This is a genomic window from Curtobacterium sp. LFS084, from assembly GCF_047977705.1.
Lineage (GTDB): Bacteria > Actinomycetota > Actinomycetes > Actinomycetales > Microbacteriaceae > Curtobacterium.
Genome location: NZ_JBFPFM010000018.1, coordinates 16,978 through 38,630 on the forward strand (window position 1 = coordinate 16,978; position 21,653 = coordinate 38,630).

Annotated in this window: 19 protein-coding genes; 8 read left to right on the forward strand and 11 right to left on the reverse strand. The window is 72.3% G+C overall.

The window, feature by feature from the left end:
- Window positions 1-44: 44 nt before the first annotated feature.
- Window positions 45-1,523 (reverse strand): sensor histidine kinase, encoded by a 1,479-nt coding sequence (locus tag ACNQOV_RS10955; protein ID WP_416394520.1) that lies wholly within the window; start codon window positions 1,521-1,523, stop codon window positions 45-47.
- Window positions 1,520-2,197 (reverse strand): response regulator transcription factor, encoded by a 678-nt coding sequence (locus ACNQOV_RS10960; RefSeq protein WP_022908633.1) that lies wholly within the window; start codon window positions 2,195-2,197, stop codon window positions 1,520-1,522. Before ACNQOV_RS10960 ends, ACNQOV_RS10955 begins: the two co-directional genes overlap by 4 nt.
- Window positions 2,198-2,413: 216 nt before the next feature.
- On the opposite strand from ACNQOV_RS10960, the gene ACNQOV_RS10965 reads away from it, so the two are divergent.
- Window positions 2,414-2,713: a hypothetical protein gene (locus ACNQOV_RS10965; RefSeq protein ID WP_148287079.1), complete on the forward strand. Its 300-nt coding sequence runs from the start codon at window positions 2,414-2,416 to the stop codon at window positions 2,711-2,713.
- Between the two features lie 14 nt (window positions 2,714-2,727).
- Here the strand turns inward: ACNQOV_RS10965 and ACNQOV_RS10970 are convergent, their stop codons facing one another.
- Window positions 2,728-3,822 carry an FUSC family protein gene (locus ACNQOV_RS10970; RefSeq protein ID WP_416394521.1) on the reverse strand — a complete coding sequence of 365 codons (1,095 nt, stop codon included), beginning with the start codon at window positions 3,820-3,822 and terminating at the stop codon, window positions 2,728-2,730.
- Window positions 3,823-3,890: 68 nt separating this feature from the next.
- Between ACNQOV_RS10970 and ACNQOV_RS10975 the strand changes: the two genes are divergently transcribed.
- Together ACNQOV_RS10975 and ACNQOV_RS10980 are read left to right on the forward strand one after the other, a co-directional pair.
- The gene (locus tag ACNQOV_RS10975; RefSeq protein ID WP_416394522.1) at window positions 3,891-5,147 is read left to right on the forward strand and encodes a phosphotransferase enzyme family protein; all 1,257 of its coding nucleotides are present in this window, start codon (window positions 3,891-3,893) and stop codon (window positions 5,145-5,147) included.
- Between the two features lie 519 nt (window positions 5,148-5,666).
- On the forward strand, window positions 5,667-7,793 hold the full coding sequence (locus ACNQOV_RS10980; protein WP_402264040.1) for a DEAD/DEAH box helicase: 2,127 nt from the start codon (window positions 5,667-5,669) through the stop codon (window positions 7,791-7,793).
- Between the two features lie 100 nt (window positions 7,794-7,893).
- Here ACNQOV_RS10980 and ACNQOV_RS10985 read toward each other — a convergent pair whose 3' ends face one another.
- The gene (locus ACNQOV_RS10985) at window positions 7,894-8,166 is read right to left on the reverse strand and encodes a mycoredoxin (protein WP_022908628.1); all 273 of its coding nucleotides are present in this window, start codon (window positions 8,164-8,166) and stop codon (window positions 7,894-7,896) included.
- A 68-nt stretch (window positions 8,167-8,234) separates the two neighbouring features.
- On the opposite strand from ACNQOV_RS10985, the gene ACNQOV_RS10990 reads away from it, so the two are divergent.
- The 3 genes from ACNQOV_RS10990 to ACNQOV_RS11000 are packed head-to-tail and all read left to right on the forward strand — an operon-like array spanning window position 8,235 to window position 10,926.
- Window positions 8,235-8,564 (forward strand): PadR family transcriptional regulator, encoded by a 330-nt coding sequence (locus tag ACNQOV_RS10990; RefSeq protein WP_416394523.1) that lies wholly within the window; start codon window positions 8,235-8,237, stop codon window positions 8,562-8,564.
- Window positions 8,561-9,400, forward strand: a complete 840-nt coding sequence (locus ACNQOV_RS10995) for a hypothetical protein (RefSeq protein WP_416394524.1) — start codon at window positions 8,561-8,563, stop codon at window positions 9,398-9,400. Before ACNQOV_RS10990 ends, ACNQOV_RS10995 begins: the two co-directional genes overlap by 4 nt.
- Entirely contained in the window at window positions 9,397-10,926 is a 1,530-nt protein-coding gene (locus tag ACNQOV_RS11000; RefSeq protein ID WP_416394525.1) for a CYTH domain-containing protein, read from the forward strand. The genes ACNQOV_RS10995 and ACNQOV_RS11000 overlap by 4 nt, the downstream gene beginning before the upstream one ends.
- A gap of 89 nt (window positions 10,927-11,015) precedes the next feature.
- Here ACNQOV_RS11000 and ACNQOV_RS11005 read toward each other — a convergent pair whose 3' ends face one another.
- Together ACNQOV_RS11005 and ACNQOV_RS11010 are read right to left on the reverse strand one after the other, a co-directional pair.
- Complete coding sequence (locus tag ACNQOV_RS11005) at window positions 11,016-13,160, reverse strand: S9 family peptidase (RefSeq protein WP_416394526.1); 2,145 nt, start codon at window positions 13,158-13,160, stop codon at window positions 11,016-11,018.
- On the reverse strand, window positions 13,157-14,395 hold the full coding sequence (locus tag ACNQOV_RS11010; protein ID WP_416394527.1) for a Fic family protein: 1,239 nt from the start codon (window positions 14,393-14,395) through the stop codon (window positions 13,157-13,159). Before ACNQOV_RS11010 ends, ACNQOV_RS11005 begins: the two co-directional genes overlap by 4 nt.
- Window positions 14,396-14,521: 126 nt before the next feature.
- Here ACNQOV_RS11010 and ACNQOV_RS11015 point away from each other — a divergent pair, with 126 nt between their 5' ends.
- Window positions 14,522-15,721 carry an amidohydrolase gene (locus ACNQOV_RS11015; protein WP_416394528.1) on the forward strand — a complete coding sequence of 400 codons (1,200 nt, stop codon included), beginning with the start codon at window positions 14,522-14,524 and terminating at the stop codon, window positions 15,719-15,721.
- A gap of 88 nt (window positions 15,722-15,809) precedes the next feature.
- Here the strand turns inward: ACNQOV_RS11015 and ACNQOV_RS11020 are convergent, their stop codons facing one another.
- Complete coding sequence (locus ACNQOV_RS11020) at window positions 15,810-16,700, reverse strand: aminodeoxychorismate lyase (RefSeq protein WP_416394529.1); 891 nt, start codon at window positions 16,698-16,700, stop codon at window positions 15,810-15,812.
- A 34-nt stretch (window positions 16,701-16,734) separates the two neighbouring features.
- Entirely contained in the window at window positions 16,735-17,085 is a 351-nt protein-coding gene (locus ACNQOV_RS11025) for a hypothetical protein (RefSeq protein ID WP_022908622.1), read from the reverse strand.
- A 96-nt stretch (window positions 17,086-17,181) separates the two neighbouring features.
- On the opposite strand from ACNQOV_RS11025, the gene ACNQOV_RS11030 reads away from it, so the two are divergent.
- Window positions 17,182-17,718 carry an 8-oxo-dGTP diphosphatase gene (locus ACNQOV_RS11030; protein ID WP_042724121.1) on the forward strand — a complete coding sequence of 179 codons (537 nt, stop codon included), beginning with the start codon at window positions 17,182-17,184 and terminating at the stop codon, window positions 17,716-17,718.
- Here the strand turns inward: ACNQOV_RS11030 and ACNQOV_RS11035 are convergent.
- From ACNQOV_RS11035 to ACNQOV_RS11045, 3 genes are all read right to left on the reverse strand, one after another.
- Entirely contained in the window at window positions 17,715-17,999 is a 285-nt protein-coding gene (locus tag ACNQOV_RS11035; protein ID WP_022905776.1) for a hypothetical protein, read from the reverse strand. The genes ACNQOV_RS11030 and ACNQOV_RS11035 overlap by 4 nt on opposite strands.
- 143 nt (window positions 18,000-18,142) lie before the next feature.
- Window positions 18,143-19,753, reverse strand: a complete 1,611-nt coding sequence (locus ACNQOV_RS11040) for an ABC transporter permease (RefSeq protein WP_416394530.1) — start codon at window positions 19,751-19,753, stop codon at window positions 18,143-18,145.
- Between the two features lie 111 nt (window positions 19,754-19,864).
- A complete protein-coding gene (locus ACNQOV_RS11045) occupies window positions 19,865-21,553 on the reverse strand; it encodes a cation:proton antiporter (protein ID WP_416394531.1) in 1,689 nt (562 codons plus the stop codon).
- Between the last annotated feature and the right edge of the window lie 100 nt (window positions 21,554-21,653).

Below are 21,653 nucleotides of genomic sequence, written 5' to 3' on the forward strand. Positions count from 1 at the left end.
GCCGGAGTGCGCCGGAGCGGCCGGAGCGGGCCGTGCCCGTCCGGTCAGCGGACCTCGGGGATGCGGATCGTGACCTCGAGCCCGCCGGAGCGCACGTTCCGGAGCGACGCCGTCCCGCCGGCACGCTCCGCGACGGCCCGGACGATCGCGAGGCCGAGCCCGGAACCACCAGGCAGCGGGATCGCACCGGTCGCGGGGTCCGGGTTCGGGCGGGACTTCCGGGCCTCGTCGGGGCGGGTGAACCGGTCGAAGGCGACGGGGATGAACGACTCCGGGACGCCGGGGCCGTCGTCCGTGATCTGCAGGATGCCCTCGCCGCCGGCGCTGCGCCACGAGACGAAGACGCCCCCGCCGCGGGGGAGCGCCGACACGGCGTTGCCGGCGATGTTCGTGACGAGCTGCGCCATGCCGCCGGTGTCGAGTCGGTACCGCGGTTCGTCGGTGTCGCCGCCGGTGCCCGGGCCCGGACCCGCGTCCGGGGCCTCCAGGTCGAAGTCCACGGTGATGTCCTTGGCGGAGGCGATCAGGCGGACGCGGTCGACGGCGCTCATGACCTCGTCGCCGAGGTCGGACCACCCGGTCGGCTGCTGTTCGGCGCCGTCCTGCTCACGACGCTCCGACTCCTCGATGCGTGACAGCGCCAGCAGGTCGTTCGCCAGGCGGGACAACCGCGCGACGCTGAGCTTCGCGCGTTCGATGTGCGCCGCGAGCGCGGCCGCGTCGTCACCGTCGAGCGACGCCAGGTCGAGCTGGGTCGTGAGGATGGCCAGCGGGGTGCGGAGCTCGTGGCTCGCGTCCGAGACCATCTGGCGCTCGCGTTCGGTCGCCTGGCGGGTTCGGGCGAGGAAGGCGTTCAGGGTGGTCGCGAGGGACGCGAGCTCGTCCTCGGCGGGACCGACCGGCAGCTCCGCACGCTCGGGGGCGACGGAGAGACGTTCGGCTTCGCGACGCATGCGGTTCACGGGCCGGAGCGCGGCGGTCGCGAGCGCCCACGACGCGACGCCGAACGCGACGAGGATCGCGAGTCCGGTCAGCGACAGCGTCGAGGTCAGGTCGTCGACGACGATCGCCTCGGCCTGCGAGTTGCGCGCCGCCACGACGGTCCACCGCCCCGCCTGGTTGACGGGGTGCTCGACGACGACGCGGTACTGCGAGCCGGAGACGTTGATGACCGAGGTGCCGGCCTTGGTCGAGGTCAGGCTGCCGAGGGCCCGCTCGACCTTCGTCGGCATGGTCGACAGGGCGATCTTGCCCGAGGGCGAGACGACCGCGACGAGCTGCAGGTTCCCGGGCGGTGACAGGTCGGGGTTGCTGTCGACCTCGAGCGTTGCCACGTACGGGTCGGCGTCCGCGTCGAGCAGGGTGCGGGTGGCACTGGCGACGACGCTCACGACCTGGAAGCGCATGACGAGCACGAGCAGCACGATGACCACCGCCGCGATCGCCGTCGACCCGATGGTGATCCGAGCCCGGAGCGAGAGGTTCCGCAGCGGACGGATCAGGCCACGCCCGGGACCGGTCACGCCCCGAGCAGATCGAGCCGGTAGCCGCGGCCGCGCACGGTCGAGATGGCGACGGTCGCCTCGTGCGAGGTCAACTTCTTGCGGAGGTACGAGATGTACTGCTCGACGACGTTCGGGTCGACGTGCTGCGAGCCGTCCCAGACCTCCTCGAGGATCTTCGGGCGGTCGACCACCGTGCCCACGGACCGCGCGAGCAGGCGGAGGAGGGCGAACTCGGTGGGGCTGACGGCGACCCGCTGGCCCTTGATCATGATGCGACGGGCCTCGGAGTCGATCGCCACGTCGCCCACCTCGATGGTCCGCGGGGCGCCGGCGGACTCCCGACGGCCGAGCGCGCGGAGACGGGCGGTCAGCTCGGCGAAGGCGAACGGCTTCGTGAGGTAGTCGTCGGCACCGGCGTCGAGGCCGAACACCCGGTCGTCCACGGCGTCACGGGCGGTGACGAGGAGGATCCGCACGGGGTCCTCGCGCTCGCGGATGCGTCGGGCGAGCTCGAAACCGGACATGCCCGGCATCATGACGTCCACGACGGCCAGGTCGAACGCCTGGTCGCCGAGGGCGATCAGCGCCTCGACCCCGTTCTCGACCGCGGTGACGCGGTACCCCTCTGCCGCGAGCCCACGCTCCATGAGCGCACGCATCTCGTCATCGTCCTCGACCACCAACAGGCGCATAGCGACCTCCTCGACCCCATGGTGGCATCGAACCTGTACATGCGGGAGATCCCACGGCCGATCTCGCTGAATCTCGTCACAGTCACGGCGGACGGACAGGTAGAACGGTCTGTCCCCCGTTCGTGGGACATGAGGACTGCTTGCTTCGTTGCTATGCTCACGCACCGGAGGAGACGTACCCGACGTCGAGTCCGCACTGGGGGCACCATGAACGACATGCCGGAACACCCGGCCCTCGTCCGTCTGCGTGCCGAGCTCGACGCCGCCTGGAAGGGCATCGGCGCGCTCGGTGACATGGAGGACGTCAGCCGCGACCGTGTGGTCGCCGAGCTCCGCGCGGCCGTCCCGGACGTCGCGAGCCTGGCCGCTCGCGCGGCGGGGGCGGACCTCGTCGTCGCCGAGATCTGTCGGTTCGCCGAAGCCGAGGTGGTCGCGACCGACTCCACGGTCCCGACGGCGACGATCTGGGACGACATCGTGCACTCCGCGGCCGAGGCCGCGTCCGCCGCGCGCTGACCGGAGACGTCCCGTCAGCCGTCCTCGCCGAGGAGCTCCTCGCGTACGCGCCGGATGTCCTCGAGCAGCGCGCCGATCAGGATCCAGTGCCGGGAGTTCGGGCGGATCACCTCGAGGGGTGCGGTGAGCGCCGGCTCGACGACGTCCTCGTCGTGCTGCGGCGTGACCGTCGCCGACGACCGCGGCCGGGGCGCTCCGGCGGTCGACACTGGCACCTCCTTGGCCGCGACGCGGGCACTGAGCGCCCGGACGTCCGCCCCGATCCGGGCGACCTCGGTGGCGATGCTGCCGACCACCGGGTCGGCGCGGAGGTCCGGTGCCGTGTTGTCCTGGATCGCACGGGTCATGCCGGTCACCCGGGTGACGAGCACGCGCAGGTGCTCGGCCACGACGATGTCCTCGTCGAGGACGGTCCGGTGCCGACCGCCGCGCGGGTTCATGGTGAGCGATTCGCGGGCCGCGGTGAGCGAGGCCTCGGCGCGGGCGTGCTGCTGCCGGAGGGCCCGGGCCTGCAGCAGGGCCTCGTGCCATCGCTCCGCGTCCCAGCCCTCGGTGAGCCCGATCGCGACGCGCTCGAACGCCGCGGCGGTGTCGCGCGCGAGTCGTGCGACCGCGAGGTGCGCCGGCCCGAGCAGCACGGGCGGCACGATGACCGCGTTCACGATGAGGGCGACGACCGCACCGAGCACGGTCTCGAGGATCCGGTCCGCCGAGTAGTTCGGCGTGACGACGCCCGCGGTGAGCACGAGCATCCCGCTGATCCCGACCTGCGTCGCCGAGGTCGGGGTGAGCCGCAGCGCCCACGCGATGAGGATCGCGAGCACGATCACGAGCAGGACGACCCAGACGGTGTCGCCGAGCAGCAGGTGGAACCCGGTGGCGAGCACGACCCCGAGGACGACCCCGGCGCTGCGCTCGAGGCCCTTCACGAACGACTGGTTGATGCTCGGCTGCACGACGAGCAGTGCGGCGATGGCGGCGAAGGTCGGGAACGGCCCGTCGATGAGCACCCGGCAGAGGAGCACGGCCGCGACCACCGCGACCGCGGTCTTGACGACCTGCAGGAACGGCGTGCGACTGGAGCTGCGGAGACGCGCGACCGGGTTCACGACGACCACGGTAGCCACGGTGCGCGCGCCGAGCCGTGCACGAACGCGACGAATCCCGTCCGGTCCGGTTGACTGGTCTCGTGTGGCCCAACCACGAGCGTGTCATCCCGCAGGCCTTCGCCGGCTCCGGGACCTCCGTCGTGGCCGCACGCGCCCACTCGGTCGAGCCCTCGGGCAACGGCTACCTGTACGGCTACGAGGTCGACACGGTGGACCGGAACGGCCAGCGCGCCACCGTCCTCACCTACGTCGACACGGGTGGGACCCACGACCAGAACAGCGCCATCGTCACGGACCCCGCGACGGGGGAGCCGGTATCGGTGTGGGCGTACCCGAACGATCCCGGGCTGCCCGTCCTGCCCCAGGTGACCTACCGTGACGCGGTCGCCGAGCTCCTGACGACCCTCGGCATGCCGGTGACCGACCCGACGCTGACCGTGGCGGCCTACCGTCCGGGCAAGCGCGCCGTGGTCCGGGTCGACGCGGCCGAGGGGACCCTGTTCCTCAAGGTGGTGCGCCCCCACCGGGTTGCCCCGATCGAGCGGTCGCACGGGCAGTTCGTCGCGGCCGGGCTCCCGGTGCCCCGGGTCCTGTCGAGCCGCGGGGACGGCCTGCTCGTGCTCGAGCGCATCCGCGGGGTCCCGGCGGGCAGCCGCATCCTCGAGATCGCGGACGACCCGCGGTTCGTCGCCTCGCTGGCGGCACTCACCGGCCGCATCGCGACGGTCCCGATGACGCAGCAGGCCCGCGCCGACGCGATGGACCACGCCGACTGGCACCGCCGCACCCTCGTCGCCGCGCTGCCGCAGGACGCCGAGGAGATCGACACCCTGTACGACGCCATCGGCCGGCGCTCGATCGGCTGGGCCGCGGCGACGAAGCAGGTCGTGCACGGTGACCTCCACCTCGAGCAGGTCTTCGTCGACGAGGACGAGCCCTGGCGGATCTCCGGCCTGCTCGACATCGACACGGCCGGCTGGGGCTACCCGGTGCGCGACATCGGTGCCGTGGTCGCGCACCTCGTCGTCACCGGACTCTGGCACCGCTCCCGCGGGGACGCGGACCGCGGAGCCGCCGCGGAGCGCCTCGCCGACGCCGTCGCGCGCGACTGGGTCGCGCGGAACCCCGACCAGTCCGACCGGATCGGTCCGGCGATCGGTGCACAGCTCCTCGCGCACGCCGGTGGCCAGGCGACGACCGGTTCGGCGAACGGGATCCAGACGGCGGAGCAGCTGCTCGCCGCGACGCAGGCCGCCCTCGCCGAGGCGACGCCGGTCGTGCCGTCCGACGGCCTCGTCCGTCCGCGGTCCGCACCCCAGCTCTGACGACGGCGCGCGTCCGTCGGCTCCACGGCGGACGGGCGGTGCGGTCGCTCGCGACGCGACCACCTACCGGACGGGAGGCGCGGGTCGGGCCCGCACCGCGCCTCCCGTCCGACAGGTGGGGACGACCGACCGCACGGCGCGACGCGCGCGGGCGTCGCCGAGTCGCCTCCGTCGGTGGTCGGGGAGTAAACTGAACGCGCACGCACCGCGTTCCCGCGTGCCGCGTCGATTCCGGACGCAGCAGTCGGTCGCTTGACCGGCGTGGGAGCCGGATCCGTGACGGTCCCGAGGGGGCCGCACGTGCGTGTGACGGCGCCGGATCCCGGCGCGGACCGTCCTGTCCGGTACCCACGCGGTGGCCGAGGGGAACGGTCCGCGGGACTCCTCGTCCCGAGGCGGGGACCGGCGAAGCGGCGGGCCACGGTGGCCCCCGGACACCGGAGCCGTGCCAGGCACCGGTTCAGGACTTCCGCCCCGCGGGGCGGCTCGCTCGCACGGACGGGCGGAACAGGAGGAGCGTTGGCTCGATCAGGCACCCGGCGTGCTGCAGGCGGGACGCGGACCGCGTCGCGTCGCACCAGGCCGCTCGACAACGACGGCGTCATCCCCGTCCTCGCCCGCGCGGTGCGCGAGGTCGAGGCGGCGGCACAGCGCGGACCGCTCAAGGCGTCGAACCGTTCGAAGTTCCAGGCGGTCGCCCTGCTCATGCGCGAGGAACGCGCACGGGTCAAGGCGGACACCGAACTCACCGACTCGCAGCGTGCCGAGCAGCTCAAGCGGCTCGACGGCGTCGCGACCATCCTCGCGAAGACGGCGGCTCGGGACACCAGCGTGATCCAGCTCCTCACCGAAGAGGCATCGGTCAGTGAGACGACCCGCACCGTCAAGCGGGACATGATGATCGCGGGCGGCATGGAGCTGCAGCCCGAGGAGCTCGTCATCGCGGCGGAGCCCTCGCCGGTGGTCGAGACCCCGGTCCGCGCGGTCGTGCCGCAGGCGGTCGTGCAGCGACAGCTCGCGAACCCGTTCCTTCCCCCGGACTTCGCCCTCGCCGACCAGCCCGTCGCCCACCCGCGACGCCTGGCGAACTGGGAGCTGTTCGGTCCGCTCTTCAAGTCGTTCGAGTACGGCGCCGGTGGGGGTGCGGCGACGATGCCGCTGCCCGAGCCCACGACGCTGCACTCCAAGTCCGGCACTACGCTCATGAAGCACCAGGCGGAGCTCATCGCCGCGGCCGCAGAGGGGCACCGCACCTTCCTGCTGGCCGACGAGCCCGGTCTCGGCAAGACCGCGCAGTCGCTGCTCGCCGCCGAGGCCGCGAACGCGTTCCCGCTGCTGGTCGTCGTGCCGAACGTCGTCAAGACGAACTGGAAGCGCGAGGCCGCCCGCTGGGTCCCGAACCGCACCGCCACGGTCATCCACGGCGACGGGGACGACCTCGACGGGTTCGCCGACATCGTCATCGTGAACTACGAGATTCTCGACCGGCACGCCGGGTGGCTCGGGAACTTCGGGTTCAAGGGCATGGTCGTCGACGAGGCGCACTTCATCAAGAACAAGGACTCGCAGCGCTCGAGGTTCGTGCTGCAGCTCGCCGAGGCGATCCGGTCGCGCACGGCCGCGCCGCTGCTGATGGCCCTCACCGGCACGCCGCTGATCAACTCGGTCGAGGACTTCCGGACCATCTGGGAGTACCTCGGCTGGATCGACGACAAGAAGCCCCGCGCGAAGCTCATGAACGAGCTCGAGGAGATCGGCCTGACGCCGGCCGACCCCGGGTTCTTCGTCGAGGCGCGCAAGGCCGTCATCGACCAGGGCATCGTCCGACGCCGCAAGGTGGACGTCGCGGCGGACATCCCCGCGCGTCGCATCGCCGACATCCCCGTCGAGCTCGACGGCGAAGAGGGCCGCTCGATCCGCGACGCCGAGCGCGAACTCACCGCGAAGCTCGTCAAGCGGTACCACCAGGCGCTCGACGCCCGCACCGGGCAGGACCCGGTCGTCGGCATCGACCACAAGCTCGTGCGGCAGGTCGCGCGCTGGGAGCTCGAGGACCAGGACGCCTCGTCCACCGGCGAGAACGTGTTCTCGATGGTGCGGCGGATCGGGCGGGCCAAGGCGCAGCTCGCGGCGGACTACGCGGCGCAGCTCGCCTCGAACGTCGGCAAGGTCGTCTTCTTCGCCAAGCACCTGGACGTCATGGACCAGGCGGAGGAGGTCTTCGCACGTCGGGGCCTCCGCACCGCGACCGTCCGGGGCGACCAGACGCCGGCGCAGCGCACGGCCGAGATCGACTCCTTCGTGAACGACCCCGACGTCGCCGTGATCGTGTGCTCGCTCACCGCGGCGGGCGTCGGCCTGAACCTGCAGGTGTCGTCCAACGTCGTGCTCGCCGAGCTGTCGTGGACGAGCGCCGAGCAGACCCAGGCGATCGACCGCGTGCACCGCATCGGGCAGGAGGAGCCCGTGACGGCGTGGCGCATCATCGCCGCACAGACGATCGACACCAAGATCGCCGAGCTCATCGACTCGAAGGCGTCCCTGGCCGCCCGCGCGCTCGACGGTTCGGACGAGGAGGTCGTCGACTCCGGCGACATCCAGCTCGACGCCATGGCGGCGCTGCTGACCGAGGCACTCGGGGGCTAGGCCCTTCGCGCCCTGCTACGAACCACGAAACCGACATCGAACCGGGGCTTCGGCCTGGTTCGATGTCGGTTTCGTGGTTCGGCGTGGGCGCCCCGCGGCGTCAGATGCGCGACTGGACCTCGGCGAGCGAGGGGTTCGTCGCCGTGCTGCCGTCCGGGAACACCAGCGTCGGCACGGTCTGGTTGCCGCCGTTGACCTCGGCGACGAGCTCGGCCGTGCCGGGCGTCTGCTCGATGTCGACCTCGGTGAAGGGCACGCCGGCCTTCGACATCTGGTTCTTCAGCCGCGCGCAGTAGCCGCACCAGGAGGTCGTGAACATCGTGACGCCGCCGGCCTCGGGGGTGAACTGTTCGCGGGTGATCGTGTCGCTCATGCGAGCAGGCTAACCCGACTTCCTGGACGGGCTTGACGGCCTTGTTCTACATAGCTAGGTTAAGCCGCATGGAACCGATCCGACGCGTCACCGCCACGACGCTCGACGTGCTCGACGCCCTGCTGGCCGCCGACGGTCCGGCCTGGGGGCTGCTCGTCATCAAGGCCACCGGGCGCCAGGCCGGCACCGTCTACCCGATTCTCGAACGACTCGAACGACAGGGGTGGATCACGTCGTCGTGGGACGACGAGACCGACCGCCCCGGTCCGCGACGGCGGCTCTACGAGTTCACCGGCGACGGCGTCGAGGCCGCTCGCTCGCTGCTCGCCGAGCGGCAGCCCGCAGCCGGACCGTCCCGCGCGACGACGCGGCCGAGCCATCGGCCGGTGACCTCGTGAACGGGGTGGACCGGGTGCTCGTGGGCGTCGCGGTCGCACTCTCGCCCGCGGGGCACCGTGCCGCCCGTCGGGAGCAGTGGCTCGCCGACGTCCGGGACGCCCCGGAGCTCGAGCTCTCGCCGACCGCCCTCGCGTTCGGCGCACTCACCACGGCGCTCCTCCACCGACGCGCCGACCGACGTTCCACCTGGGGGGACACCATGACCGCAGCACCGCTCCACGTCCGTCCCGCGCCGCACACGATCGCCACCGTGCCGGTGCTGCTCGTCCTCGCGTTGTCCTCCTTCGCGGCAGCCGGGGTCGGACTCGCCCTCCTGCAGCGCTACAACGGCCTGCCCGGCGCCGTGGTGCTGTTCCGACTCGACGCCCTCGCGATGTCGGTGGTGCCGGGCGGGTTCGTCGCGCTCGCGCTCCTGCTCGTCGCGGGCGTGGGTCTGCGACGGCGCGTGCTCGGAGCGGTCGGGACGCTCGCCATCTCGGTCCTGTGGTGGCAGATCGTCATCGGCCGGTTCTCCCTGCCGGTGGAGTACTTCCTGCAGATCGGCGTGTTCGCTGCCGCAGTCCTCGGCGTCTGGCTCGCGGTCCGCCGCGGCGTCGGGTGGGGATGGTCACTCGTGACGCTCCCGCTCGTCGCCGGGATGCTCCTCGTCCCGCTCTCCTCCGCGGTGCAGACCATCGACATGACCGTCTCGGGTTGGACCGCGGTGTGGCATGGGCTGCAGCTCGTGCCGTTCCTGGTCGCGGTCCTCGCGGGTGCCGTGGCCGGCCGGTTCTCCACAGGTGCGCCGGTCCGGTTCGAGGCGCACGGCGAACCCCTGGTAGACAAGACCGTGTGAGCGACACCCACCTCGAGATCGAGCGCACCTACGACCTCCCCGAGGGTGGTGCCCTGCCCGACCTCGTCGGCGTGGGCGGCATCCTCCGTACCGAGCACCAGGACCCGTTCGAGCTCGACGCGACGTACTGGGACACCGACCGCTACGACCTCGTGGCCGCCCGGGTCACGGTCCGGCGCCGCACCGGGGGACCGGACGCCGGCTGGCACATCAAGCGCTCCGAGTCGGACACGGTCCGTCACGAGCAGCACTTCCCGTTGACCGACGACGCCGAGACCGTCCCGACCGAGGTCCTCGCGGCGCTGTTCACCGAGCGTCGCGGTCGCGGCCTGCACCCGGTCGTCCGGATCACCACGACGCGGACCGTCACGCGGCTCCTCGACGAGGACGGCGACCAGGTCGCCGAACTCGCCGACGACCTGGTCCACGCCCAGCGCCTCGACGACGACGCCCCCGAGACCCCGCGCACCTGGCGCGAGGTCGAGGTCGAGACCGTCGACGGCGTCGACGCGCAGGTCGCCCACGAACTCTTCGCCGCCCTCGACGGGCGCTTCGCGGACGTCGGGGCCGGCCCCGCCGCCGTCGCGTCCAAGCTGGCACGCGGGCTGGCCGGCGCACCGGCACCGCGCCTCCAGACCGCGGAGAAGCCGGACAAGGGCACGACCGCCCGCGTGCTCGTGAAGCGGCTGCGGAAGCTCCGCACCGCGCTGCTCACCCAGGAGGCGCGGCTCCGCTCCGGCGACACGACCGACCTCCGGCAGGCGGCCGACACCGCACTCGAGATCGCAGCGATCATGGGTGGCTACCGTCCGGCGTTCGCCGCGGGCGACGCCCTCGACCGCGCCGCCGAGGCGGCCGACGGGCTGGCCGAGGTCACCGCGCGCGCCGCGCTGGCGGAGTACCTCGTCGACCGCCTGCCGCGGGCGTCGAGCCCGGCACAGGACGAGCTCGTCGACGCGATGACCCGCGAGCGGATCCTCGCGGCCACACGCGAACGGCGCGACCAGTCCGTGCGCGACGTCGTGGTGTTCCTGCACGGCGAGCCGTTCCTCGAACTCCTCGACGCCCTCGACGACGCCGTGGAGCGCCCGGCGCCGACCGCGTGGGCGCTCCGATCGCCGAAGAAGGTCGCCCAGGACGTCGGCGCCGAGGTGAAGCCGCACGTCCGTGAACTCGTGCGGGCCGCGGTGGCCGACGACACCTCCGACACCGCGGCCGAGCGCGAGGCCGCCGACCGCGCCACGACCGAGGCCGCCTGGCAGGCGACGATGCGCGCACGGCTGACGATGGACGTGCTCGGCGACGACGCGTTCCCGCACGCCCTGTGGAAGCGCATCGGGACCGCGGCCGACGTCCTGACCGAGCGGGTGCGGGCCCTGCACGCGCTCGACGCCCTGCGCACGACCGCGGCGATCGCGGAGCGCGGTGGCGAGGGCACGTTCGGCTACGGCGTCCTCGCGGGGGACCGGGTCCGGCTCGCGGAGGAGTCCTACGACGAGGCGGTGCACGCACTCAACCGCGTGTGAGCGTGCGCGCGCGGGGCGCGCCGTGCGCTTGGTGAGCAGGAATGGTCGGGTGCCCACGGGCAACCCGACCATTCCTGCTCACGAGGTCGTCACGCGGCAGGCGCTTCGTCCGCCAGCCCGAGGACGTCGAGGAGCCACGCGAGTTCGAACGCCCGCTCCTTCCACGAGTCGTAGCGCCCGCTCACGCCGCCGTGGCCCGCCGCCATCTCGGTCTTCAGCAGCACCGGCGCACCGACCTCCCGCAGCCGAGCCGTCCACTTCGCGGGCTCGACGTAGAGCACGCGGGTGTCGTTGATCGACGTCACGGCGAGGATCTTCGGGTACTGCACGTCGTCGCGCACGTTCTCGTACGGCGAGTACTCGCTCATGTACCGGTAGACCTCGGGGTCGTGCAGCGGGTCGCCCCACTCGTCCCACTCGATCACCGTCAGCGGCAGGTCGGGGTCGAGGATGCTCGTCAGGGCGTCGACGAACGGCACCGCCGCGAGGATCCCGGCGAAGCGTTCCGGTGCGAGGTTCGCCACGGCGCCCATGAGGAGCCCGCCGGCACTGCCGCCCTCGACGACGAGGCGGTCGGCGGTGGTGCGGCCGGAGTCGATGAGGTGCCCGGCGACGGCGACGAAGTCCGAGAAGGTGTTCTTCTTCGTGAGGGTCTTGCCGTTCTCGTACCAGTGCCGACCCATCTCGCCGCCACCGCGGACGTGCGCGACGGCGAACACGACGCCGCGGTCGAGCATCGACAGGCGCATGACGCTGAACCCGGGGTCGATGGAGTGCTCGTACGACCCGTAGCCGTAGAGGTGCAGCGGCGCCGGGCGCTCGGTGTCGACCGCGTCACGGCGCCACACGAGCGAGATCGGCACGCGGGTGCCGTCGTCGGCGGTGGCCCAGTCGCGCTCCTGCACGTAGTCGGACGGGTCGTACCCGCCGAGCACCGGCTGGCGCTTCAGGACCGTGACCTCGCCGGTCGCGAGGTCGAGGTCGCTCACCTCGGACGGGGTGACGAACGACGTGAAGCCGATCCGGAGCGTCGGCTGGTCCCACTCCGGGTTGCCCCCGAGCCCTGCGGAGAAGAGGGCCTCGTCGAAGGGGACCTCGTGGGCGTCGCCGTAGCCGTCACCCTCGATCGGGATGATCGCGACGCGGGGGAGGGCTTCGGACCGGTACTCGAGCGCGAGGTGCCCGGCGAAGGCGTCCACCGACTCGATGCGTCGCTCGGCGTGGTGCGCGACGACGACACGGCGGTCCCGCTCGGAGGTCGGGTCGTCCGCCGGGACGTCGACGAGCTCGAAGTTCTCGGCGCCGTCGTTGTGCAGGACCAGGAAGCGGTCGCTGCCGCCGACGATCGCGTGCTCGATCTCGTACTCGACGCCCTCGCGCCGCGGCCACACGACCTGGAACTCGCCGGTCGGGTCCGCCGCGTCGAGGACGAGCGCCTCGGAGGTGATCTTCGAGCCGAGCTCGATCACGATGTACTGGGACGACCGGGTGACGCCGACCCCGACCCAGTAGCGGTCGTCCGGCTCCTCGAACACGACGACGTCGTCCGCCGCGGGGCTGCCGACGGTGTGCCGCCAGATGCGGTCCGGACGCCACGAGTCGTCGACGGTGGGGTAGAAGACGAAGCGGCCGGACGGGTCGAACGTCGCGCCGGACCCGGTGTTCGGGATCTCGTCCCCGAGGTCGGCGCCGGTCGTGAGGTCCCGCACGTGCAGGGTGTAGCGCTCGTCGCCCTCGACGTCGATGCCGTAGACGAGTCGCGTGCCGTCGTCGCTGATGTCGTAGGAGCCGAGCGAGAAGAAGTCGTGCCCGGCCGCGAGGGCGTTGCCGTCGAGGACGACCTGCTCGCCCGGGAGCGTGGCTTCGCCCTCGGCCACCGTCGGCGGGGTCCAGTCGTCCGGACCGGCGATCGGCGCCCGGCAGTGCACGCCGTACTGGCTGCCCTCGGCCGTGCGGGTGAAGTACCACCAGTCGCCCATGCGGACGGGCACCGAGAGGTCGGTCTCCTGCACGCGGTTCTTCACCTCGGTGAAGATCTGGTCGCGCAGTCCGTCGAGGTGCGCCGTCGCCTGCTCGGTGTGCGCGTTCTCGGCCTCGAGGTAGGCCAGCGTGTCCGGGGACTCCTTGTCACGCAGCCACTCGTAGTCGTCGACGAAGTCGATGCCGTGGTGGGTCCGTGTCACGGGCCGCTTGGCGGCGGTGGGCGGGGTGGCCTGGGTGTGCTCGCTGCTCACCACCCCACCCTATTCGCCCGGTGCGTGACGACGTCGTGGACGCGGTCGGTGAACGCCGTCACCGCATCGGCAGCGGCGACCCCGAGCCACGCGCGTCGCCGGCGCCGCTCGGTGACCGGTCGGAGCACCCCGACCCGGCACAGGTCGTCGGTCACGGCGTCGATCGCCCCTGCATCGCCGCCGAGTACGTGCTCGAGGTGTTCCTCGGTGACGACGGGATCGTCGACGAGGGTCCGGGCGACGGCGTCGTGCGCCCGTGTCGGCCACCACGACGCCACGTGGGCGTCGGCGGAGGGGGCGAGGGGAGGCACCGCCACCGCGGCTTCGTCGAGGAGCAGCGCGGTGACGGTTGCCTCGTCGCACACCGTGCCGACGGCGATCGCGAGGTCGCGGACCCACTCGTCGACGGCACCGCGGCGGTAGCGGTCGAGGTGCCAGAAGTACCGGTCGCGTTCGGCGACCAGTGCGGTCGCGACCGGCGCGGTGACGACGCGTGCGAGACCACGACGGCGCAGCACGGCGGCGATGAGCGCGCGACCGATCCGCCCGTTGCCGTCGGTGAACGGGTGGATGGACTCGAACTGCGCGTGCGCGATGGCCGCCTGCGCGATCGGGTGCAGGTCGTCGCGGGCCAGGAAGGCGAACAGGTCGTCCATCAGCTCCGGCACGAGCCCGGGTGGTGGCGGGACGTGCCGCGCGAGCCGGGGTGTGGCGCCGCCGCCGATCCAGTTCTGCACGTCCCGCCAGCGCCCGGCGGACGGGCCGTCGACCGGGTCGTCGCGCAGGAGCCGGTGGTGCGCCGCGAGCACGGCCCGTTCCGAGATCGTGCCGGACGCGGCGGAGGACACGAGCGTCTCGATCGCGCCGCCGGCCCGGACCATCGCCGTCGCGCTCCGGTTCGCCCGGACGCCGACCACCGCCCGCGCGAGGTCGTCGAGCGTGGCGTGCTCGTCCTCGATGCGGGAGGAGGAGACGGCCTCGGTCCGGTCGAGCAGGCGACCGAGCACGGCGAGCCGGTCGCCGTCCTGCTCGTCGAGGGCCACGAGCGCGGCGGCGGCCCGGTCGAGGAGGGCCGCGGTGTCGGCGTCCGGGACCCAGGGGAGTCGGGCGATGCGCGGCGGGACGGACGCCACCACCGACGTCGTCTCGCGGTCGTGCCGCGGGCCGCGCACGCTGCTGCGCCACGGGACCGTGACGGTCGTGTGGGACGGCCAGGGGTGCTCGGTCCGGGGCATCGGTTCCTCCACGTGGGACGAGACGGGGCGATGCGTCGATGCTGGAGCACGCCCGGCCGCCGCCGCGAGGAATCTGCATGTCGTGTGCACGGCCCCGGTGTCCGTGCCCGTCAGTACCGTGGTGCCATGAGCAACTCCTTCGTCGTGACGAACGCACACGTGGTCCCCGTCGCCGCTCCCGAGTTCGACGGCGGCGCCGTCGTGGTCGAGGACGGGCGCATCACCGCGATCGGACCGGACGTCTCGCCCCCGGCGGGGCTGCCGGTCGTCGACGCCGCGGGCGCGTGGCTCGTCCCGGGCTTCGTCGAGTCGCACGGGCACGTCGGCATCCACGAGGAGGCGAACGGCGAGGCGGGCAACGACACGAACGAGATGACCGGCCCGAACATGGCCGGCGTGCGCGCCATCGACGCGATCGACATCGACGACGAGGGCTTCCGCGACGCCCTCGCCGGCGGCATCACCTCGATCGTCGTCAAGCCCGGCTCGGGGAACCCGATCGGTGGCCAGACCGTCGCGATCAAGACCTGGGGCGGCCGCACGATCGACGAGCAGCTCATCTCCGACGCGGTGAGCATCAAGAGCGCGCTCGGTGAGAACCCGAAGCGCGTGTACGGCGGCAAGGGCCAGACCCCCTCCACCCGGCTCGGCGTGGCGAAGATCATCCGCGACGCCTTCGTCGAGGCGCAGAACTACCGTGCCGCCCGCGACGCCGCGGCCGCGAAGGGAGACCCGTTCGCCCGCGACCTCTCGAAGGAGGCGCTCGTCCGCGTCCTCGACGGTGAGCTCGCGTGGGACCAGCACACCCACCGCCACGACGACATCGCCACCGCGATCCGGCTGGCCGAGGAGTTCGGGTACCGCCTGGTCGTGAACCACGGCACCGAGGCGCACAAGATCGCGCACGTCCTCGCCGAGAAGGACATCCCGGTCATCTACGGCCCGCTCTTCACGAGCCGCTCGAAGGTCGAGCTCCGTGACCGCGGGATCCCGAACCTCGCGGCGATCGCGGCGGCCGGGGTCCGCGTGGCGATCACGACGGACGCCCCGGTCGTCCCGATCGGCATGCTCGTCGACCAGGCCACCGCCGCGGTGAAGGAGGGGCTGCCCCGGCAGACCGCGCTCGAGGCGCTGACGACGAACCCGGCCGACTTCCTCGGGTTCGGGGACCGCGTCGGCCGCCTCGCTGAGGGCTACGACGCCGACCTCGTCCTGTGGGACGGCGACCCGCTCGACGCGACCAGCCGCGCGACGCGCGTCTGGATCGCGGGCGAGTCCGTCTTCGAGTGGGCGGACGGTACGGGCGTCACCACGCCGCGCTGGTAGCGACCGCAGCCGGACGGGAGGCGCGGTGCGGGCCCGCACCGCGCCTCCCGTCGATCGCCGGGTCAGCCCACCGACGGCACGGCGGGTCTCAGACCTCGCGCGCGAGCAGGAAGTCGTTGATGCGCGTGGTGAGGGCCGCGTCGATCTCCCGTGCGACGCCGTTCACCGACCGGATCGGGGCCGCCTGCCGCACGCTCGAGACGAGCCATGCCGCGTCGGCGGCGTGGAAGTCGTCGAGCGTCACGAGCTCGTACGCGGTCTCGATCCCGGCGTCCTCGGCGAAGCGGAACACGTCGGCCTGCGTCGTGCCGGCGAGGATCCCGATGTCGGTGCGCGGCGTCACGAGCCGACCGCCGACGGACAGGATCAGGTTCGCGCGCGTGCCCTCGAGCACGTAGCCGTCGGTGGAGACGAACACCGCGTCGTCGGCGCCGCGTCGACCGGCCTCGCGGAGTGCCGCCATGTTCACCGCGTACGAGAGGGTCTTCGCGCCCTGCAGCAGCCACGGCGAGGTCCGCTCGACGTCGTGCCGGTACCCGCGGTCGAGCGTGACGACGGAGATGCCCTCGGTGCGGGCGGCCGTCGAGTCCGGGGACGGTGCCGCGTAGACCCACCCGGTCGGTCGCCCGGAACCCTCGACACCGCGCGTGAGGACCGTCTTCACCGCGGCCTCGCGCACCGGGTCGAGCCGCGCGCACACCGCCTCGATCGCCTGTCGCCAGGCGCCGACGTCCGGCGCGGGCAGGTCGAGCATCGCTGCCGAACGGGTGAACCGGGCGAGGTGCGGCTCGAGCGCCTGCGGGTGCCCGTCGATGACCGTGATCGTCTCGAACACCCCGTCGCCGCGGATGATCCCGAGGTCCTGCACCTGGATGTGCTCCTCGAGCGGCTTCGCCCACGTGAACGTGTCCGCCGCGGGGTCGTGCGGTGCGGCGTCGCGGGAGGGCTGGTTCAGGACGGCGAGGACGGTTTCGGTCATGGGACCATCCAACCGCAGCCCGACGGCGAGCGGGTCAGCCGGCCTCGGGCAGTGCGCCCATCAGCTTCCACACCGCCGGCGTGAGCTCGGGGTGCTGCAGCGCGATGCGACGCAGGCGGTGGTACTCCTCGCCCATCCGGGTGCCCTGCCCGGACGCGGGGTGCATCGACCACTGCGCGCTCCGCTGCCCGATCGCGGCGTCGAGCTCGACGGCGTCCGCACGGAGGATCAGCACGACCTGCTCGTCGACGGTGGGCAGCGTCGGCATGAACTCCCACGGGTCCTCGCCCTGGCGGCTGCGGTGCTCGACGATCATCGAGATCTCCTCGGCCGCCTCGGCGCGCAGCACTTCGAGGCTGCGCCCGGTCCTGCCCGGCTCAGCCATGGTGCCCCCGCAGCACGCCTGCCATGGAAAAAGCGTACGCCACTTCTCGGCGGCGCCCGGACGCCCCAGCGCCGCAGCGTCCGCCACACTGGACGGGTGACTCCACGCGATGCGAGCAAGTCCCAGCACCCCGCCGTGGTCGTGGTCTACCTCGTGCGCGACGGCGCGGCCGGACCCGAGGTGCTCCTCGGCGAGAAGCGGCGCGGCCTCGGCACGGGCCGGCTCGTCGGCCCCGGCGGGAAGCGGGAGCCGGGCGAGAGCGCGGTCGAGACCGCGGTGCGCGAGGTCGCCGAGGAGGTCGGCCTCGGGATCGAGGCGGCCGACCTGGAGGCGCGGGGCACGTTGGACTACCGGTTCCCGTACCGTCCGTCCTGGTCCCAGGTCTCGGACGTCTTCGTCTGCCGCCGCTGGCAGGGCAGCCCGTCGGGCAGCGACGAACTCGAACCGCGCTGGATCCCGGTCGACGCCGTGCCGTACGACGCGATGTGGGACGACGCGAAGTACTGGCTGCCGGGGGTGCTCGGCGGGGGCACGGTGCGGGCGCGGTTCACCTTCGCCGAGGACGACGCCACCGTGTCCGGCTACACCGGCACCGGGGTCGCCGCGCCGTCGGACGCCGAGCGGGGCGCCTAGCGCGTCTGCGTGCGGGTGCTGCCGGTGCGGGCTTCCTCGGCGGCGGCGATGACCTCGGCGTCACCGCTCCGGCCACCGAGCGGGCGCACGAAGAAGTCGATGATGCCGAACACGATCGCGCCGATCATCGCGAACATCGCCCAGCCGACGAACAGCCCGGCGACGTTCCGGCCGTCGGCGGGGGCGAGCAGGACGCTCGCGGCGTAGAACCCGACCGTCAGCACGAGGAACACGACGACGACGGTGACGAGGACGCGGTGCCAGGCGATGCGCGGGTTCATCCCCCCAGGATACGCGCCGGCCGTGGCGGATCGGTCCGCCGAGGTACCCCGTGCGCGTGCATCGTGCGACGTTCCACGCATCGATCGACTCGCGTGGCGTCGGAGTGTGCGCACGCCCGGGGCACGCGACCGCCGCCCGGGGCCTAGCGGTCCGCGTGCCGCCCGTGCGGACGCTCACCGGCGCCGTCGACGGCGTGACCCGGTGCGTCGACGCGACCCGGTGCCCTGGAGCCGTCGGCCCGTGGGACGGGACGGGTGCGGGGGCCGGTACCGGCGCCTCCCGGACGCTGCGCCGGACCGGGCCGGTCGCTCCGCACCACCGGGATGCGACCCGTGGGCGTCGTCTCGGTCTCGAGGCCGTCGCGACCGCCCATGAAGACGTCGCCGCCGACGCGCTCGTCCTCCCAGTCGTCGTCGCGGAGGACGCTCAGCGTGCCGGTCTCCGTCGAGGTCAGGCCGTGCCGCTCGAGCTCGGCGTCGCGCTGCTTGCCGAGGAACTCGCGGTTCGCGTTCTGGGCGTCCTGGAACATCGTGGTGCGGCCGGTGACGATGGCGCGGATGCGGCGGCGCTCCCACCACTTCTTGCCGAAGTACATGAGGACGAGTCCGGCCCCGGCGTAGCAGGCCATCGTGATGAGGCCGCGCGAGTACGACGGCCCGACGCCGTAGATCTGGTGCTTGATCATGTCGACCATGCTCGAGCCGACGACGACGTGGTTGAGCCACGCGAACGGCTCCGGCATGAACCACTTCGGGTAGGCGCCACCGGACGACGGCATCGACAGGAAGACGAAGCAGATCATGGCCGGCGCGGCGATGAACCGGCCGACGAAGTAGCTCAGGCCGTTGACCGCGAGACCGATCGCGACGATCCAGCCCCACGCGATGAGGACGAGCGGGAGGAAGTGGCCGTGGATCGCGCCGACGACCGGTCCCGCGAGGGTGTTCGTGATGAGCGAGATGACCAGACCGCCGACCACGATGACCGCCATGCGGGTGCGGTGCCGGAGCGGCCCGCCCATGATGCCGATGAACATCGCGACCATGTAGCCGCCGATGCACCAGGCGAGCATGACGTACATGGGGACCGTGCCGTACTCGTCCCATGCGGGGAGCGGGGCGAGCTCGGTCACGGTGGGGGCGGCGACGCCGATGCCGGTCAGGACGGTGCTGAGTGTCACGGGGACGAGCGAGGCGACCTGGAACTGGTGCGCCGTCGCCTTGAAGACCTCGTTCGTCGACGGGTCGTAGGCCACCGCCATGGTGCCCGCGAGCACGTCCCGCTTCGCCTGGGCGAGGGAGTCGTATGTGTGGAAGAGGTACTCACCGGGGAGCGCCTTCTGCGTCGCCTGGACGAGGGTCGGGTCGCTGCCGACGAGGGCCACGGGCACGTCGTGCGGGTGCGGGGCGTGGAAGGCGAAGACGTAGCAGAGGCAGAAGCCGACGATGAAGAACAGCGGCATCCAGAGCTGCAGGCCGATCAGCTGGAGCGAGGGGTGGAGCGTGCCGAACCAGCGGCGGTAGCGGCTGATGCGCTGTGGCTCGGGGACCGGCGCCTGTCGGACACGACCTCCGCCGGTCTGCCCGGTGCGAGCAGGGCGGGTGCCGGCGACCGGGGCGCCGCGTCGGGGCTTCGACCCGCCGCGGGTGGACGGGCGTGTGGCGCGCGGCTTGGGAGCAGCGGACTGCCGCGGCCCTCCGTCACGATCCGGGAGGTCGTTGTTCCTGGGGAGGTCGTTCCGCGGCGTGCTCACTCGGCGATGCGCTCCTGTTCTGGGTCGGGCCGCCAGGATACGCCCGGGTCCCTGGCCGCGCCCGGCCTGCGGCCCGCGCCCGCCCGGCGGCCCCGGCCCGGCCGCGACCCGTCAGGACCGGCTGCGCGACGCCTGCGCCGAGTCCATCGCGAGCTCCTCGGCGTCGAGGGTCACGAGCACGCGGCGCATGACCTCCTCGTCGAGGTTGCCCTTCTCGCGTTCCTCGAGCACGATCTCGCGCCGCCGGTCGAGGAGTTCGCGCCGGATGTCCTGGATCTGCGCGCCCCGCAGTCGCATCGGGGCGTTCCGCTCCTCGTCCTCCTCCTCGAGCGCGTCCTGGCGGAAGGTCTCGACCTGCCGTTCGAGACGCGCCTTCAACCGGTTCACGACGGAGTCGACGGCGTCGGCCCCGTACTGCGCCGACCAGTCCGGACGCCGCTTCTCGAGCAGCTCGATCGCCGCCTCGGTCGTGCGCTGGTTCAACCGCATCTCGCTGCGGACGTCCTCCTCGCCCTCGGCCGGGTCCTGCACCTTGAGTGTCCGGATCACGAACGGCAGCGTGAGTCCCTGCAGCAGGAGGGTCCCCACCGTCACGATGAACGCGATGATGAAGATGGTGTCCTGGGCCTTGATGTCGACGGGGTTCGCCACGACCGACACGGCGGCGGCGAGGGTCACCACGCCGCGCATGCCCGTCCACGAGATCACGGTCAGCTCGCGCCAGTTCAGCTTCGGTTCGGCCGTACCGCGCATCCACCGCAGGGACGGGTGCCCGCGGGACAGCTTGATGCGCAGGGGCCGGAACCACCTGCCGTTGAAGCGGTTGCGGACGTAGGACTCGAACACGAACAGCGGCCGCACGAGGATCACCACGACGAGCACCACCGCGGCGGCGGTGAGGGTCTGCCCGAGGCTCCGTTCGCTCTCGACGAGGTCCTGCACCACGGTGTTGAGCTGGAGGCCGATGAGGGCGAAGACGAAGCCCTCGAGGATGACGTCGATGCTCGTCCAGAGCGGACGCTCCTGCAGTCGGGTCGCGTAGCCCTCCTTCGGCGAGTTGTAGCCGATGTAGAGACCGGCGGTCACCACCGCGATGACCCCGGAGCCGGAGAGGTCCTCGGCGAGGATGTACGCGACGAACGGCAGCAGGATGCTCATGATCGTCTCGACCACCGGGTCGTTGATCCGCATCCGGATCCAGTGCACCGCGACGCCGAGGACGATGCCGACCGCCAGCCCGACGCCGATGGCGAGACCGAAGATCCCGAGGTCCTGCCAGATCGTCAGCGAGGTGCCCGCCGCGATCAGGGTGAAGACCCGCACGAGCGTCAGGGACGCGGCGTCGTTGATGAGGCTCTCGCCGGACAGCACCGTCATGACGCGGCGGGGGAGCCCGAGCTTCCGACCGATCGCGGCGGCGGACACGGCGTCCGGCGGGGCGACGATCGCGCCGAGCAGGATCGCGGCCGGCCAGTCCATGTCGGGGATGATGATGTACGCCGCGAGCCCGACGGCCAGCGCCGTGATGATCACGAGGAAGATGCCGAGTCGGCGGATCTGCTTGATCGACTGCCGGAAGCTCTGCCACGACACGTCGAGTGCCGCCGAGTAGAGCAGCGGCGGCAGGATGATCGTCAGGATGACCTCGGAGTCGATCTCGATCGGCGGCAGCCCCGGCAGGAACGACGCCGCGAGGGCGACGGCGGTCACGAGCAGGGGCGCCGGCAGTCCCTTGGCCCGGGCGAACCCGGTCACCGCGAGCGATCCGACCAACAGGATGAGGAGCTCGACGGTGTCCATGGCGTCCATTCTTCCATCGGAATGGTTCCGATCCTGAACGACTCCGCAGGCGAGATGAACGACAGGTGAACGACAGGGTTTGCCAGGGGGCGTCCCGCCT